Origin of the sequence: Mesorhizobium sp. M00.F.Ca.ET.216.01.1.1 (assembly GCF_004010325.2) — a bacterium.
Lineage (GTDB): Bacteria > Pseudomonadota > Alphaproteobacteria > Rhizobiales > Rhizobiaceae > Mesorhizobium.
The window spans coordinates 1-14,880 of the sequence record NZ_SADR02000018.1 but is presented as its reverse complement, the minus strand read 5'-3'; the positions used below and the strand labels follow the sequence as shown (position 1 = coordinate 14,880).

Here is a 14,880-nt window from a genome sequence, read left to right as displayed (position 1 = left end):
CCGTTGGCCGAAACCGCCGGACGGCCGGCGGCTTCGTATTCGTGCGGGCAGCCGCCTATTTGATCTTCGGCAGCTTTTCCCACTGGTGGAAGGGCGGCGGCGAAGGCAGTTGCCATTCGAGCGTCGTCGCTCCCTCGCCCCATGGATTGGCGCCAGCCACCCGCTTCTTCTGGAAGGCTTCGAACACGCCGTAGAGGAAAATCACGACGCCGATGGCCGAAATATACGAACCATAGGACGACACCATGTTCCAGCCGGCAAAGGCATCGGGGTAGTCGATGTAGCGGCGCGGCATGCCGGAGAGGCCAAGGAAATGCTGCGGGAAGAAGACGAGGTTGACGCCGACGAAGGTGACCCAGAAGTGGGTGTTAGCGATCACCGGCGAGTACATGTAGCCGGTCATCTTCGGGAACCAGTAGTACCAGCCGGCGAAGATGGCGAAGACCGCGCCCAGCGACAGCACGTAGTGGAAGTGCGCCACCACGAAATAGGTGTCGTGCAGCGGGCGGTCGAGACCGGCATTGGCGAGTTGCACGCCGGTGACGCCGCCGACGGTGAACAGGAAGATGAAGCCGATCGCCCACAGCATCGGGGTCTTCAGCGAAATCGACCCGCCCCACATGGTGGCGATCCAGGAGAAGATCTTCACGCCCGTCGGCACCGCGATGACCATGGTGGCGAAGACGAAATAGCGCTGCGTGTCGAGCGACAGGCCGGTCGTGTACATGTGGTGCGCCCAGACGATGAAGCCTACCGCGCCGATGGCAACCATCGCATAGGCCATGCCGAGATAGCCGAACACGGGCTTCTTCGAGAAGGTCGAGACGATGTGGCTGATGATGCCGAAGCCCGGCAGGATCAGGATGTAGACTTCCGGATGGCCGAAGAACCAGAACAGATGCTGGAACAGGATCGGATCACCGCCGCCGTCCGGCGTGAAGAAGGTGGTGCCGAAATTGCGGTCGGTCAAAAGCATGGTGATGCCGCCGGCCAGAACCGGCAGCGACAGGAGCAGCAGGAAGGCGGTGATCAGCACCGACCAGGCAAACAGCGGCATCTTGTGCATGGTCATGCCGGGCGCGCGCATGTTGAAGATGGTGGTGATGAAGTTGATGGCGCCGAGGATCGAGGACGCGCCGGCGATGTGGACCGAAAGGATCGCCATATCCATAGCCGGTCCGGGCTGGCCCGAGGTCGATAGCGGCGGATAGAGCGTCCAGCCGCCGCCGACACCGTAGGCGCCGGGCGCGCTCGGCATGAAGGCTGAGGCGATCAGCAGGATGAAGGCCGGAGGCAGCAGCCAGAACGAGACGTTGTTCATGCGCGGGAAGGCCATGTCCGGCGCGCCGATCATGATCGGCACCATCCAATTGGCAAAGCCGCCGATCAGCGCCGGCATGACCATGAAGAAGATCATGATCAGCGCATGCGCGGTGGTGAAGGCGTTGTACATGCTCTTGCCGCCGTCGAGCGCGGCATCGGCGTTCATGCCGTAGACCATCTGCGCCAGCCCGGTGAATATCTGGATGCCCGGCTCCTGCAATTCCATGCGCATAACCACCGAAAGGGCACCGCCGATGCAGCCTGCGATGATCGCGAAGATCAGATAGAGCGTGCCGATGTCCTTGTGGTTGGTCGAATACACCCACCGGACCCAGCCGTGATATGGCTTGTGGTCATGAGCCTCGTGAGCTGCAGCGTCTGCCATGTTCGCTCCGTTCCCTGATCTTTGTTGGCCGCGGCATCAGTTGCCGGCGGCCGCTACCTTGTTTGTGCCGTCGACCTCGGCCATCAGCGCTTTGTTGGCGCCGGGGAGGTCGTTCTTGGCTGCCGCCGCCCAGGCCTTGTACTGTGCGTCGGAGACGACGCGGATCGCGATCGGCATGAAGGCGTGGTCCTTGCCGCACAACTCCGAGCACTGGCCGTAATAGAGGCCTTCCTTCTCGGCCTTGAACCAGACCTCGTTGATGCGGCCCGGGACCGCATCGGTCTTGATGCCGAAGGACGGCATGGCAAAGGCGTGGATCACGTCGGTCGCCGTTACCAGCACGCGGGTCATGGTGTTGACCGGCACCACCATCTCGTTGTCGACGGCAAGCAGGCGCGGATAGACGGCGCGATCTTCCTTGCCGGCTGCTGCGCGGTCAGAATCCGGCAGGATCGCCGAATTGAAGGAAAGCGTGTCGCCGGTCTGGTACTCGTAGTCCCAGTTCCACTGGTTGCCGGTCGCCTTGATGGTCAGCTTGGCCTCTTCCGGCGGCGTGTATTGCGAGGTCAGCAGCTGGAACGAGGGAATGGCGAGACAGAGCAGGATGACGACCGGTCCAACGGTCCAGATCACCTCGATCAGCGTGTTGTGGCTGGTGCGCGACGGGGTCGGGTTGACGCTGGCGCGGAATTTCCAGATGCAATAGGCGAGAAGGACCAGCACCAAAAGCGTGATCGGCACGACGAACCACAGCGTGTATTGCTCGAACCACGTGATCTGCCGCATGATGTCGGTCGCGGCAGGCTGGAAGTTTATCTCCCAGGGCGCCGGCTGGGCTGCATGGGCGGATCCACCAGCGAAGACTGTAGCGGCGGCCCCTGCTAGAAAATTGGCGCTTGCTAGGAATTTTCTCATCGCCCTCATCATCTCCCAGTTCCTCGCGATCGAACCGCAAGAATATCGAACCAAGCCGGGACGGGAATCCCGGACAGTCCCGAGGCTGGTTCAAACCATACTCTATTTGCCTCCGCAAGAAAGGAGCGGAGGAAACCGTGCGGCATTTTTGCGCGCAGGCGTCGTTGCGGCTTTTGCGGTGAGCGCGTCCTTGAGGATCATCGCAGTCCGGGCGACGGCTCTATCGCAGCCGAATGCGTGGCGCAATGCGCCGAGCGGTCGCAATTCGGGCGAATTTGACACGGAAAAGCGCATTATCGCCGCCGTCGGGGCAGACCGGCGACGGTCTCGTCCTTTACTTGGCTTTGGCGCGGCTTAAAGTGCCGTGATTCGCAATGGAGCCGTCATGAACTCTTGGCTTTCGAGACCCTTGGCGAAGGTCATCTTTCTGGCCGCCGTATTTGGTGTCGGCTTGTCTGGCATCGGCCTGTCCAACGCCGGGCAGCCAAGCGGCACGGTCAAGTCGACGCATGGGGCGTGGTCGATCATCTGCGATACGCCGGCCGGCGCCACGTCCGAACAATGCGTGATGATGCAGAATGTCGTCGCCGAGGACCGTCCCGAGATGGGTCTTTCCGTCGTCGTGCTGCGCACCGCCGACAACAAGGCCGAGATCCTGCGCGTGCTGGCGCCGCTCGGCGTGCTGCTGCCCAACGGGCTTGGCCTCAACGTCGACGGCAAGGACATCGGCCGCGCCTATTTCGTGCGCTGCTTCCAGGACGGCTGCTACGCCGAGGTCATTCTCGAAAAGCCGCTGCTCGACACGCTGAAGACCGGAACGTCGGCCACCTTCATCGTCTTCCAGACGCCGGAAGAAGGCATCGGCATTCCCGTCGACCTCAAGGGCTTTGCTGACGGTTTCGCCGCCCTGCCCTGAAACCGCGTCCAAACCCCAAATCCTTTCCAACGAAAACGGTTGTTGATCGGCCCTCCGGTGATGACAATTGTCATTGCCGATTGTCTGGGCGCGGCTTCGCGCCTACATCGTCAGGGACAATCACCTTTGCCACGGACGGACCCGCTATGAACAGCCTGATCGGCCAATTCGACATTTCCGACGATCGCATCAAGCAGATCGTCGCCGAGACCATCAACGGCGCCGACGACGGCGAATTGTTCCTCGAATACAGCGAGAGCGAGGCGCTGATGTTCGACAATGGCCGGCTGAAGACCGCCAACTTCAACACCGACCAGGGCTTTGGGCTGCGCGCCGTCGCCGGCGAGGCCAGCGGCTACGCGCATTCCAGCGATCTTTCCGAAGCATCGCTGCTGCGTGCGGCCGATGCCGTCTCGACGGTCAAGGGCGGTTACTCCGGCACGCTTGCCGCGGCGCCCGCCCGCACCAACCGCTATCTCTATGGCGACGAAAACCCCATCCCCTCGCCCTCCTTCGAGACCAAGGCCAAGCTGCTTCAGGAAATCGACGCCTGGCTGCGCGCCAGGGACCCGCGCGTGCGCCAGGTGACAGCCTCGCTCGCCGCCTCCTGGCAGCATGTCGAGATCGTGCGCGCCGACGGCCAGGTGGTGCGCGACATCCGCCCGCTGGTTCGTCTCAACGTCCAGGTGGTGGTCGGCAATGGTGATCGCCAGGAGAGCGGCTCCTACGGCATGGGCGGACGCAAGGGTTTTGGCGAATTCCTGGTAGAGGAGAGCTGGAAGCATGCGGCCGAGGAGGCGCTGCGGCAGGCACTGGTCAACCTCGAGGCCATTCCGGCGCCCGCCGGCACCTTCGACATCGTGCTGTCCAGCGGCTGGCCGGGCGTCATGCTGCACGAAGCGGTCGGCCATGGGCTGGAAGGCGACTTCAACCGCAAGAAGACCTCTGCCTTCGCCGGCCTGATGGGCCAGCAAGTGGCGGCGAAGGGAGTCACCGTCGTCGACGACGGCACCATGACCGAGCGGCGCGGCTCGCTGACGGTCGACGACGAAGGCACGCCTTCGGCCCGCAACGTGCTGATCGACGACGGCAAGCTGGTCGGCTACATGCAGGATCGCCAGAACGCCCGGCTGATGGGCATGAAGGCTACCGGCAACGGGCGGCGCGAAGGCTACGCGCACCAGCCGATGCCGCGCATGACCAACACCTATATGACATCAGGCGACATGGAGCCGGACGAGATCATCGCCTCGGTCAAGAACGGCATCTATGCCGTTTCCTTCGGCGGCGGCCAGGTCGACATCACCTCGGGAAAATTCGTGTTCGGCTGCACCGAGGCCTACATGATCGAGAACGGCAAGGTGACGCAGCCGATCAAGGGCGCCATGCTGATCGGCAACGGGCCGGACGCCTTGCATCGCGTTTCGATGATCGGCAACGACATGAAGCTCGACACCGGCATCGGCATGTGCGGCAAGGCCGGACAGGGTGTGCCTGTCGGCGTCGGCCAGCCGCATCTCAGGATGAACCAGATGACGGTCGGCGGCACCAGGGTTTGATAAGAGCGGATACCTCGCTTCATAGTCTTGAACTCGGCGCGGTCTCCATCTATCTTACGTTTGTCTTACATCAAGGGGACAAGCAGTGATGGCTGCCCCAGGAAAACTCATAACTACCGTCTCGACCAAGGGACAGGTCATCCTGCCTAGCGCGATCCGCAAACGCAGGGGATGGGACGCAGGCACGCGCCTTCTGGTCGAGGATACCCCGGAGGGCGTGCTGCTGAAGCCAGCGCCGGTCTTCGCCGAGACACGGCCAGAAGAGGTGTTTGGGTCCCTGCCCCATAAAGGCAGGCCCAAGACGCTGGAAGAAATGGATGCCGGTGTGCTCGCCGAAGCACGGCGTCGCCATGCTCGCGATTGATACCGACCTGATCGTCCGCTACCTGACGGGCGATCCCCCAATGCAGTCTCCCCGCGCCCGGGCGCTGATCGATGGCCAGCTGGTCTTTGTCGCCGTCACGGTGATCCTAGAGGTCGAATGGGTGTTGCGTAGCACCTATGATTACGCGCCGCTCGAAATAGCCCGTACGCTGCGGGCGTTTGGTGGACTCCCCACAGTGGAGGTGGAGGACGCAGCGATCGTGTCGTCCGCGCTCGACCTCGCGGAGAAAGGGATGGATTTCGCCGATGCGCTGCATCTGGGCAAGTCCGCCCACTGTGAGGGCTTCGCGACCTTTGACCGTAAGTTCATCAAAGCCGCCAAGGCCGCTGGACATGGCAGCGTGCGAGAAGCATAGGGATCTTCCGGCCAACTTTCTCATGCCGCTCAGCGAACCACGAAGGCCTGCCACAGGATCAGACTGGCCTCAGGCATAGATGCCGGAACCGACGGCCTCTAGATAGGCAAGCACCTTGTTGGTCTTGCCCTTGCGGACGAGATCGTAGGCGGTCTTTCCTCCCCAGCCGGGATCGGCTCATGCTTGAACCAGATCGCCGCGCGCTGCTCATTGCCGGCCATTTCGACCGCCATCGCCAGAATGCGGAAGATCGGGCCAAGTGCTGCGTCGACCTCGCGAGCTCCGGTCTTGGCGGCAAGCGTGTTGCGCTCGACGCCAATCAGCCCCGCCAGTTCGGTCAGGTTGACGCCTAGGGATTCAGCGACCTGTCCCGCCGAAGTAGGCATCTGCTCCTCGGCGCGCATGGCGTTCTCTTGGACAGTTCGATGAACGGCCAAGATGTCCTCATTTCGCGCACAGTTCAAGCTCAACGAGAGATGTCAGCCGGAATTGCCGGCTCGCCTTACCGCCGTCGCTTCGGCTTCTCCAGCAGCGCCACGGCCTCGACATGCGGCGACCACAGGAACTGGTCGATCGGCGTCACGCTTTTCAGGGCATAGCCGCCGTCGATGAGGATGCGCAGGTCGCGCGCCAGCGTCACCGGATTGCAGGAGACCGCGGCGACAAACGGCACGTCGGAACGGGCGATCTGCTTGGATTGGTCCTCAGCGCCGGCGCGGGGCGGATCGAAGACAAGGCCATCGAAGGCATTCAACTCCTTGAAAGTGAGCGGCCGCCGGAACAGGTCGCGGCGTTCGCTGGTCACCCGCCTCAGGCCGCTGGCAAAACGGAACGCCCGGTCGAGCGCCGAAAGCGCTGCCGCATCCCCTTCCACCGCATGGACTTCCGACTTCGCCGCCAGGCGCAGCGCAAAGCTGCCGCAGCCGGCGAAGAGATCGGCGACCTTCTTGGCGCGCGCGAGATGCCGACCGACAATGTCGGCCATCGCCTGCTCGGCGGCCGCGGTCGCCTGCAGGAAGGCGCCCGGCGGCACCGCGACGGCGACGCCGCCGAACAGCACCACCGGCTTCTTCGGCTCGACGATAATCTCGCCGTCGATCGCAAGCCTTGCCAGACCCTCGGCGATGACGAAGTTGGAGGCGACGCGGCGCTGGTTCTCGCCGAGCTTGCCGGACTCGTGAACCGCGACATCGAGGCCGGAGCCGGTCACCGTGACTGTCATGTGGAACGATTTGGTCGTTGCGCAGATCAATCCGGCGAGCGCCTTCAGACGGCCGAGCGCGGCGACGATTTCGGGCAGCGAGATCGGGCATTCCTCAATGGGGATGATTTCAGACGACAGCGCGCGAACGAAGCCGAGCTGCATCCCGGCCTCGGTCCGACGGGCGGAGAACACGACACGGCGGCGCGTCTGCGGCGCGCACGGCACCAAGGCGCCAATGTCGCACACGATGCCCTTGATCTTCAGCGCGTGGACCACTTTCTCGCGCTTCCATTGGCGATAGGCTTCGGTCTCGAGATGCTGGAGCGCGCAGCCACCGCATACGCCAAAATGCCGGCAGGCCGGATCTATGCGAAACGGCGAGGCCTCCAGCACCGACATCAGCGTGGCGCGGTCCTTTTCGCGCGCGGCAGTGACGGTTTCACCGGGCAGCGTGAAAGGGATGAAAACCTCGCCAGCTTCGGTTTCAGCAATGCCGTCACCCTGCGAGCCTAGTCTCGCGATCGTGAAACGCGCGCTCATCGGAGCCCGACTCCGGCGTCCTTGATCCCGGCAAGCAGGAACTCGCGGTTGCCGTCGCCGCCCTCGATCGGCGACAGATGCAGCCCCAGCGTGCGCCAGCCAGGGATGCCATCAAGCCAGTCCTGCAGCAGGCCGGCGATACGCGCCGCATCGTAGGGGTCTTTCAGCAAACCGCCCTTGCCGATCGCCTCGCGGCCAGCCTCGAATTGTGGCTTGACCAGAAGCACGGCGCGGGCGCCGCTCCTGGCAATGGCGAGCGCCGGCGGCAGCGCCAGTCTAAGCGAAATGAAGCTGACATCGGAGACGATGAAATCCGGAGTGCGCCGGCCGATATCCCTGGCCGAAAGGTCGCGTGCGTTGAGGCCCTCGATGACCGTGACGCGCGGATCGCCGGCGATGTCCGGATGCATCTGGCCATGCCCGACGTCGATCGCCGTGACATGCGCGGCGCCGCGTTCGAGCAAAACCTGGGTGAAGCCGCCGGTCGAGGCGCCGATGTCGAGCGCTTCGCTGCCGGCGGGATCGAGACCGAAATGGTCAAGCCCGGCGATCAGCTTCAGCGCCGCGCGTGAGACATAGCCTCGCGCTGGATCGTCGATGGTGATGAGACAATCGGGCGAGACGCTCTGGCCAGGCTTGCGGGCGAGGTTGCCATCGACCGTCACCGTGCCGCGCTCGATCGCATCGCGAGCGCGAGAACGGCTGGCGAACAGACCGCGCTGGACGAGCAATTCGTCGAGCCGCTGGCGTGCGCTGGCTGGCATAGGGGAATTCATCGGCCTTCATTGGCGAAAGCCGGCGATGAAGGCAAGGACTCTTCGAGTTTAGAAGATGGTTCGCGAAACCTCCCGGTCGACGGCCGGCGCCAGACCATCGCGGCTGTCGCCAGAGACTTCGTTGTGTGGATGCTCGGGAACAGACGCCGTCGACACGGCATCGGGCAAGACGACAAACTGCGGCACCTGTGTGTAGGAAAAGCCGCCGCGGATATCGCCCATCCTGCCGGCGACAATGCCCATCACGGCTTTTTCGAGGTTGCGGTCGTAGCGCGTTTCGGCCGCTGCCGGCGCGACAATGGCGGCCGCAAGGGCCACGCCACACAGAAGCGTTCTCATTGCTGTTGTCTCCCTGCTTGGACGAGCTTCTAGCAGGGCGGCGTTGAAATACGGCCAAGGGACACGGTAAGCAAAGCACCAAACGGCAACGTAAACAATGCGTTACGACCCGTCGGGCGATAAACCGATTCAGAGGCTTGAGTTTTTGATTCAGCCTATGCGAGCTGGGCCTGTGCTGTATGCCCCAGCGCGACGAACACGGTGCCTACGATGCCAGCGCTGTCCAGCCCGGCATCGGCATACATCTTTTCGGGCTTGGCGTGATCGACGAAGGCGTCGGGCAGCACCAGCGGACGTACCTTCAGGCCGTTTTCCAGCAGTCCTTCATGGGCCAGGAACTGCAGCACGTGGCTGGCGAAACCGCCGACCGCGCCCTCCTCCACCGTCACCAGTACCTCATGCGAGCGGGCCAGCCGCCGGATCAGGTCCTCGTCGAGCGGCTTGGCGAAACGAGCGTCGGCAACCGTGGTGGAAAGCCCGGCCGCGCCGAGCTCCTCGGCCGCCACCAGGCAGTCCTGCAGCCGCGTGCCGAAGGAAAGCAGCGCGACCTTGGTGCCTTCCCTGACGATGCGGCCCTTGCCGATCTCGAGCACCGAGCCGCGTGCCGGCATGTCGACGCCGACGCCGTTGCCGCGGGGATAGCGGAAGGCGATGGGGCCGTCATCATAGCTTGCCGCCGTGCGCACCATGTGGCGCAGTTCCGCCTCGTCGGCCGCTGCCATCACGACAAAGCCGGGCAGTGTCGCCAGGAAGGTGGTGTCGAAGGCACCGCAATGGGTCGCACCGTCGGCACCGACGAAACCGGCGCGGTCGATCGGAAAGCGCACCGGCAATTTCTGGATCGCCACGTCGTGGACGACCTGGTCATAGGCGCGCTGCAGGAAAGTCGAGTAGATCGCGGCGAAAGGTTTGTAGCCTTCCGTTGCGAGACCGGCGGCGAAAGTCACCGCATGTTGCTCAGCAATACCGACGTCGAAGGTCCTCGACGGGAATGCCTCGCCGAAGAGATCGAGGCCGGTGCCGCTCGGCATGGCGGCGGTGATGGCGACAATGCGGTCGTCCTCCCGGGCCTCCTGGATCAGGCTTTCGGCAAAGACCTTCGTGTAGCTTGGAGCGTTGGCCGGCGCCTTGGCCTGTGCGCCGGTGATGACATCGAACTTGTTGACGCCGTGATATTTGTCGGCTGCCGCCTCGGCCGGCCCATAGCCCTTGCCCTTCTGGGTGACGACATGGATCAGCACCGGGCCGTCGGCATTGTCGCGGACGTTCTTCAGCACAGGGATCAGGTGCTCGAGATTGTGCCCGTCGATCGGCCCGATGTGGTAAAAGCCCATTTCCTCAAACAAGGTGCCGCCGGTGACGTAGCCGCGCGCGTGCTCAACCGCCCGCTTGATGGCGCGATCGGCGCGCTCACCGAGGTAGGAGGTCAGCTTCTTGCCGAAATCGCGCAGGCCCAGATAGGCCTTGCCTGAGGCCAGACGCGCCAGGTAGGCGCTCATGGCGCCGGTCGGCGGGGCAATCGACATGTCGTTATCGTTGAGGATGACGATGAGGCGGGCATCGAGCGCGCCGGCATTGTTCATCGCCTCATAGGCCATGCCGGCCGACATGGCGCCGTCGCCTATGACGGCGATGACATTGTTGCGGCCGCCGGAGAGGTCGCGCGCCATCGCCATGCCGAGGCCGGCGGAAATCGAGGTTGAGGAGTGTGCGGCGCCGAACGGATCGTATTCGCTCTCGACGCGCCGGGTGAAGCCGGAAAGGCCTCCCTCCTGCCGCAGCGTGCGGATGCGGTCGCGGCGGCCGGTCAGGATCTTGTGCGGATAGGCCTGATGGCCAACATCCCAGATCAGGCGGTCATCCGGCGTGTTGAAGACGTAGTGCAGCGCTATGGTCAGTTCGACCACGCCGAGGCCGGCGCCGAGATGTCCGCCTGTGTGGGATACGGCGTCGATCAGCTCGGTGCGAAGCTCTGATGCCAGCCGTGGCAGATCACCTTCGTCAAGCGTCCTGAGGTCGGCCGGAATGCGGACCTTGTCGAGAAGTGGCGTGTGGAGCTTTGCGTTCACTGTTGGAATGGCCTGCCTATTATTCATGTGCGAAATATGCCGCTGGCCGGCGAATGTAAATGCGTGTCAGTGACGCGGGTAGGTTCTAACGCTAATTGTCCGGCAGTGGAATGAATTCATCTTCGTCTCCAGGAACGATATCGAAGCGGCCTGTCTTCCATTCTTCTTTCGCCTGTTCGATGCGTTCCTTCGACGATGAGACGAAATTCCACCAGATATAGCGTTTCGAGCCAAGCGACGCGCCGCCGAACAGCATGAAATGGGCGCCAGCCTGCGAGGACACGACAATTTCGTCGCCGGGCCGGAACACCAGCAGCCGCTCTGCCGGAAAGCGGTCGCCGGAGATCGAAACCTCGCCCTCCAGCGTATAGATAGCACGCTCCTCGGCATCAGCCGGGATTTTCAGGCTGGCGCCCGGCGCCAGCCTGAGGTCGGCATAAAGCGTTTCCGAGGCAGTCGCGACTGGAGACCGCAACCCGGAAAACGCACCGATGATGACGCGGCCGCTGACGCCTTCGGCGTCGATTTCGGGCAGACGCAGGGCCGTCGTATTCTCGAAGACCGGATCGACCTCCTCCTTGCCGTCCGGCAGCGCCAGCCATGTCTGCAGGCCGGAGACCGACATCGGCGCACCGCGCAACTCCTCCGGCGTGCGTTCAGAATGGACGATGCCGCGGCCGGCGGTCATCAAATTCACGTCGCCGGGCTGGATGACCATTTCGGTGCCGAGCGAATCGCGATGCCTGATCTTGCCGTCGAACAAATAGGTCACGGTCGACAGGCCGATATGTGGATGCGGCCGCACATCGAGCGCCTGGCCGGCCCGCAAAATTGCCGGACCCATGCGGTCGAAGAAGATGAAGGGTCCGACCAGCCGGCGCCTGGCGGTCGGCAAGGCGCGGCGAACCTGGAAGCCGCCAATGTCCTTGGCGTTCGGAATGACCATCAATTCGATCTGGTCGCTGGCGAAGGCATCGCCCATCTGCGGATCGTTTCCGGGGAAGAAGCTCAAGGGATCTCCTTGTCAATGGGCAACGCGCGTCGCATCAGGCAAGCGGATCGGGCAGCAGACGACACGAACCGGGCATCAGGCGAAGCGGATCGCCGCTTTTTCACGCGCCCTGGCCGCCACTTCCTCGCGATTGCGCGGATGATGCGTGGTTTCGAGGGAATCGAGAAGTTCGCGCGCCGATGCAGCAATGGCATCGACGGCGCGGTCGAATGGCTCCTGATTTCGCTTCGAGGGCCGGGTCGATCCGCTCAGCTTGCGGACGAATTGAAGCGCCGCGTCGCGGATCTCCTCATCAGTTGCCGGCGGATCAAAATTGAACAGGGTCTTGATGTTTCGGCACATCGCTTCCGAGCCTCCTTATCTCGCCTTTTACGCGCTTGGCTTAATTTTATTCCGCGTCCAGCGGCTCTGTCCCCACCGGCTTGCCGTCACGCGACAGCCTGATCTTCTCGACCTTGTCCTCGGCCGCCTTCAGCAGCCGGTCGCAATGCGCCTTCAGCGCCTCGCCGCGCTCGTAGATGCGGATCGACTGATCGAGCGGTACGTCGCCGCGCTCCAGATCATCGACGATCTTCTCCAGCGCGTCGAGCGCCTGCTCGAAGCTCATCGCCTTGACGTCTTCGTTCAATTCGCCAGCCATCGTCTATCCTTTCATCAGCCGCCCGACATGGGCGGCGACTGAAAATGCCAATCCCTGCAGATCGTAGCCGCCCTCGAGCAGGCTGACGACCCGGTTGTCGCTGTGGCGCCCGGCACGCTGCAACAGCTGGCCGGTGGCCCAGTCGAAATCGTCCTCGGTCAGGTTGATTTGGGCCAACGGATCCCGGTGGTGCGCGTCGAAGCCGGCGGAAATGATGATGAGGTCGGGCACGAAATTGTCGATCGCCGGCAAGACGCGCGACAGAAAGGCGTCGCGGAAGACCTTGCTGCCGGTCTGCGGCGCCAGCGGCGCGTTGACGATGTTGCCGGCGCCGGTTTCGCCCACAGCTCCGGTGCCGGGATAGAGCGGCATCTGATGCGTCGAGCAGTAGAGCACCGACGGATCTTCCCAGAAGATGTCCTGCGTGCCGTTGCCGTGATGCACGTCCCAGTCGACGATGGCGACGCGCTCGGCCTGATGCTTCCGTTGCGCGTAGCGCGCCGCGATCGCAGCGGTATTGAAGAGGCAGAAGCCCATCGCCGTGGTCTTTTCGGCATGATGGCCGGGCGGACGGGCGGCAACGAAGACGTTGTCGGCGCGGCCATCGAAGACGTCGTCGACGGCGGCATTGGCGGCGCCGATCGCCGTCAGAGCTGCCTGCCAGCTTTTCGGGCTGGCGCTGGTGTCGGCATCGATGCTGACGATGCCAGTCTCGGGAATAGCGGCGCGGACATGCGCGACGAATTCCTGCGGGTGTGCGTAGAGAATGGTCGCCTCGTCACCCTGCGGTGCCTTGACCCGATCGAGGCCCGCAAAGGCCTCGTCGTCGAGCGCTCGTTCGATGGCGCGCAAGCGGTCGGGCCGCTCCGGATGACCGGGCGGGGTTATGTGCTCCAAGAAGATCGGATGGGTGTAAAGCCTTGTGACCATGCCCCGATATAGGCGCACCCGGCCGCTTTGACCATATTTTCACGCCTCGCTCGCATGATGTTCAACAGGGTTTAGTCAGGTGCTGGGCGAAGGCTGGGTCCAGCGCGAGCCACCGAGCGAGGTCAGCGCCTTGTCCCTGAGATCCCGGAACTTCGAGGATGCCTCCGCCAGCCGCCGGTCCCAGTCCGGATCCGGCACTTGGCCCTCGATGGTCTTGAAATAGACCTGCATCAGCGAAGCAATGGCGAAGGGTTCGATGAAGGCCGCCTTGAAGGCCCAGGCGAAGACGATGGCCAGCACGAAGGCCCAGCCGCCGAGCTGCCCCGGCATGACATACAGGATGGCGCCGGCAGGCGCGAGCATCAGCAGGAAGATGACGAAGGACACGCCCCACATGATGAGCGCCAGCCAGACGGCGTTCTTGACCATGGTCTTGCCGTTCTGTGCGTAGAGCACGACGCCCTGCCGCGCCGTCTCGAACGGCGAAGCCGAATTGATGCGGATGTTGTAGCCGAGAATGATCTCGTCGACATAGGTCAGCGATAGGCGGATCACCGTGTTGATGAAGCTGACAAGGCCGCTGAGCCCGGGAATGGGCAGGAACGCCGCAATGCCGCCGATCAGGCCGGTGATGGCGCGGATGGCGCCCTTGACCAACTGGTCTACGACGAAAAGGATGTTGGCCTCAGCGAAACGCTGGGTCACGACATCCCTGGCGTAGGAGATCTGGTCCTGGCCGCCGGGAACGTCTTGGCCGTCGATCAGATGGACCATCACCGCGATATGGCCGGCCTTGACGATGTAGAGGATATATTCGCGGATCCAGTAGACGGCGATCGACACGATGCCGACTCCGACCACGCCGCCCCACAGGGCAAACGACAACGGGCCGTCGGGATCGGTGGAAATATGGCCGACGCCATAACCGACGCTGGCGCCGGTGCCGGTCGCCACGATGTAGGCCAGGGTGATGCCGAAATAGACGATCATGCGAAAGACGATAAAGGGCCATGTCCGCACCATGATGGACACCGACCGGCCGATCTGGAAATCCCACATGCCCCGAATCTCCCCCAAGAGATGGTCGCAGAGGATGAACTGAAGCCGGCGGTTGTCAATCGTCGACACTGCGAGGCATGACGCTGCTAGCTCTTATGACCGTGGTCAAGCGTGGTAGATGAACTTTTCTGCCCCATGTCTTTGCCACAGGATGTTTGCCGTTGATGGACAGCACGGGGACGGGATGAGCCCTTGAGACGACGGTCGATCATGCTCTTATTCGCGGGTTGGCTACCGCACTTCCGTAATCCGTCTTGGGCTATCCTTGTCTAGAGTCGGGCGTTGGGCCGTTGCCCAGCCACATAGCTCTTATGACCGTGGTCAAGCGTGGTAGATGAACTTTTCCGCCCCATGTCTTTGCCACAGGATGTTTGCCGTTGATGGACAGCACGGGGACGGGATGAGCCCTTGAGACGACGGTCGATCATGCTCTTATTCGCGGGTTGGCTACCGCACTTCCGTAATCCGTCTTG

At 63.2% G+C, this 14,880-nt stretch carries 15 protein-coding genes and 1 pseudogene; 4 read left to right on the top strand and 12 right to left on the bottom strand.

The features are described 5' to 3' along the window. Positions 1 to 55: 55 nt before the first annotated feature. Entirely contained in the window at positions 56 to 1,708 is a 1,653-nt protein-coding gene (gene ctaD / locus EN859_RS22125; protein ID WP_127854958.1) for a cytochrome c oxidase subunit I, read from the bottom strand. Positions 1,709 to 1,744: 36 nt separating this feature from the next. Continuing rightward, entirely contained in the window at positions 1,745 to 2,632 is an 888-nt protein-coding gene (coxB, locus tag EN859_RS22120) for a cytochrome c oxidase subunit II (RefSeq protein WP_245525660.1), read from the bottom strand. A 376-nt stretch (positions 2,633 to 3,008) separates the two neighbouring features. Here coxB and EN859_RS22115 point away from each other — a divergent pair, with 376 nt between their 5' ends. The 4 genes from EN859_RS22115 to EN859_RS22100 all read left to right on the top strand — a co-directional run bounded on the left by EN859_RS22115 (position 3,009) and on the right by EN859_RS22100 (position 5,838). Beyond that, positions 3,009 to 3,539: an invasion associated locus B family protein gene (locus EN859_RS22115; protein ID WP_127854960.1), complete on the top strand. Its 531-nt coding sequence runs from the start codon at positions 3,009 to 3,011 to the stop codon at positions 3,537 to 3,539. Positions 3,540 to 3,685: 146 nt separating this feature from the next. Further along, positions 3,686 to 5,098, top strand: coding sequence for a metalloprotease TldD (gene tldD, locus EN859_RS22110; RefSeq protein WP_127854961.1), 1,413 nt, complete (start codon positions 3,686 to 3,688; stop codon positions 5,096 to 5,098). 88 nt (positions 5,099 to 5,186) lie between these two features. After that, a complete protein-coding gene (locus EN859_RS22105; protein ID WP_127854962.1) occupies positions 5,187 to 5,462 on the top strand; it encodes an AbrB/MazE/SpoVT family DNA-binding domain-containing protein in 276 nt (91 codons plus the stop codon). Continuing rightward, on the top strand, positions 5,449 to 5,838 hold the full coding sequence (locus EN859_RS22100; protein ID WP_127854963.1) for a type II toxin-antitoxin system VapC family toxin: 390 nt from the start codon (positions 5,449 to 5,451) through the stop codon (positions 5,836 to 5,838). The genes EN859_RS22105 and EN859_RS22100 overlap by 14 nt, the downstream gene beginning before the upstream one ends. Before the next feature lie 69 nt (positions 5,839 to 5,907). Here the strand turns inward: EN859_RS22100 and EN859_RS22095 are convergent. From EN859_RS22095 to EN859_RS22050, 10 genes and pseudogenes are all read right to left on the bottom strand, one after another. Beyond that, a pseudogene (locus EN859_RS22095) lies at positions 5,908 to 6,242 on the bottom strand (antitoxin Xre/MbcA/ParS toxin-binding domain-containing protein). Positions 6,243 to 6,340: 98 nt separating this feature from the next. Beyond that, positions 6,341 to 7,582: a class I SAM-dependent RNA methyltransferase gene (locus EN859_RS22090; protein WP_127854964.1), complete on the bottom strand. Its 1,242-nt coding sequence runs from the start codon at positions 7,580 to 7,582 to the stop codon at positions 6,341 to 6,343. Further along, positions 7,579 to 8,358 (bottom strand): TlyA family RNA methyltransferase, encoded by a 780-nt coding sequence (locus EN859_RS22085; RefSeq protein ID WP_127854965.1) that lies wholly within the window; start codon positions 8,356 to 8,358, stop codon positions 7,579 to 7,581. Before EN859_RS22085 ends, EN859_RS22090 begins: the two co-directional genes overlap by 4 nt. Before the next feature lie 48 nt (positions 8,359 to 8,406). Next, on the bottom strand, positions 8,407 to 8,697 hold the full coding sequence (locus EN859_RS22080; protein WP_127854966.1) for a hypothetical protein: 291 nt from the start codon (positions 8,695 to 8,697) through the stop codon (positions 8,407 to 8,409). Positions 8,698 to 8,852: 155 nt separating this feature from the next. Then, positions 8,853 to 10,793, bottom strand: coding sequence for a 1-deoxy-D-xylulose-5-phosphate synthase (gene dxs, locus EN859_RS22075; RefSeq protein ID WP_189502152.1), 1,941 nt, complete (start codon positions 10,791 to 10,793; stop codon positions 8,853 to 8,855). Between the two features lie 64 nt (positions 10,794 to 10,857). Continuing rightward, on the bottom strand, positions 10,858 to 11,778 hold the full coding sequence (locus EN859_RS22070) for a pirin family protein (protein WP_127854968.1): 921 nt from the start codon (positions 11,776 to 11,778) through the stop codon (positions 10,858 to 10,860). Between the two features lie 75 nt (positions 11,779 to 11,853). Further along, a complete protein-coding gene (locus tag EN859_RS22065; RefSeq protein WP_127854969.1) occupies positions 11,854 to 12,120 on the bottom strand; it encodes a DUF2277 domain-containing protein in 267 nt (88 codons plus the stop codon). A gap of 46 nt (positions 12,121 to 12,166) precedes the next feature. Beyond that, positions 12,167 to 12,418, bottom strand: a complete 252-nt coding sequence (locus EN859_RS22060) for an exodeoxyribonuclease VII small subunit (RefSeq protein WP_127854970.1) — start codon at positions 12,416 to 12,418, stop codon at positions 12,167 to 12,169. 3 nt (positions 12,419 to 12,421) lie between these two features. Beyond that, positions 12,422 to 13,348, bottom strand: a complete 927-nt coding sequence (locus EN859_RS22055) for a histone deacetylase family protein (RefSeq protein WP_127854971.1) — start codon at positions 13,346 to 13,348, stop codon at positions 12,422 to 12,424. 75 nt (positions 13,349 to 13,423) lie between these two features. After that, positions 13,424 to 14,407 (bottom strand): hypothetical protein, encoded by a 984-nt coding sequence (locus tag EN859_RS22050; protein ID WP_127854972.1) that lies wholly within the window; start codon positions 14,405 to 14,407, stop codon positions 13,424 to 13,426. Positions 14,408 to 14,880 lie beyond the last annotated feature (473 nt).

Excerpts from the sequence above, each read along its gene's own strand:
- coxB (WP_245525660.1), bottom strand. The coding sequence starts at position 2,632 with ATGAGGGCGATGAGAAAATTCCTAGCAAGCGCCAATTTTCTAGCAGGG.
- EN859_RS22115 (WP_127854960.1), top strand. The coding sequence starts at position 3,009 with ATGAACTCTTGGCTTTCGAGACCCTTGGCGAAGGTCATCTTTCTGGCC.
- EN859_RS22085 (WP_127854965.1), bottom strand. The coding sequence starts at position 8,358 with ATGAATTCCCCTATGCCAGCCAGCGCACGCCAGCGGCTCGACGAATTG.
- EN859_RS22065 (WP_127854969.1), bottom strand. The coding sequence starts at position 12,120 with ATGTGCCGAAACATCAAGACCCTGTTCAATTTTGATCCGCCGGCAACT.
- EN859_RS22105 (WP_127854962.1), top strand. The coding sequence starts at position 5,187 with ATGGCTGCCCCAGGAAAACTCATAACTACCGTCTCGACCAAGGGACAG.
- EN859_RS22055 (WP_127854971.1), bottom strand. The coding sequence starts at position 13,348 with ATGGTCACAAGGCTTTACACCCATCCGATCTTCTTGGAGCACATAACC.
- tldD (WP_127854961.1), top strand. The coding sequence starts at position 3,686 with ATGAACAGCCTGATCGGCCAATTCGACATTTCCGACGATCGCATCAAG.
- EN859_RS22080 (WP_127854966.1), bottom strand. The coding sequence starts at position 8,697 with ATGAGAACGCTTCTGTGTGGCGTGGCCCTTGCGGCCGCCATTGTCGCG.
- EN859_RS22060 (WP_127854970.1), bottom strand. The coding sequence starts at position 12,418 with ATGGCTGGCGAATTGAACGAAGACGTCAAGGCGATGAGCTTCGAGCAG.
- ctaD (WP_127854958.1), bottom strand. The coding sequence starts at position 1,708 with ATGGCAGACGCTGCAGCTCACGAGGCTCATGACCACAAGCCATATCAC.
- EN859_RS22090 (WP_127854964.1), bottom strand. The coding sequence starts at position 7,582 with ATGAGCGCGCGTTTCACGATCGCGAGACTAGGCTCGCAGGGTGACGGC.
- EN859_RS22050 (WP_127854972.1), bottom strand. The coding sequence starts at position 14,407 with ATGTGGGATTTCCAGATCGGCCGGTCGGTGTCCATCATGGTGCGGACA.
- dxs (WP_189502152.1), bottom strand. The coding sequence starts at position 10,793 with ATGAATAATAGGCAGGCCATTCCAACAGTGAACGCAAAGCTCCACACG.
- EN859_RS22100 (WP_127854963.1), top strand. The coding sequence starts at position 5,449 with ATGCTCGCGATTGATACCGACCTGATCGTCCGCTACCTGACGGGCGAT.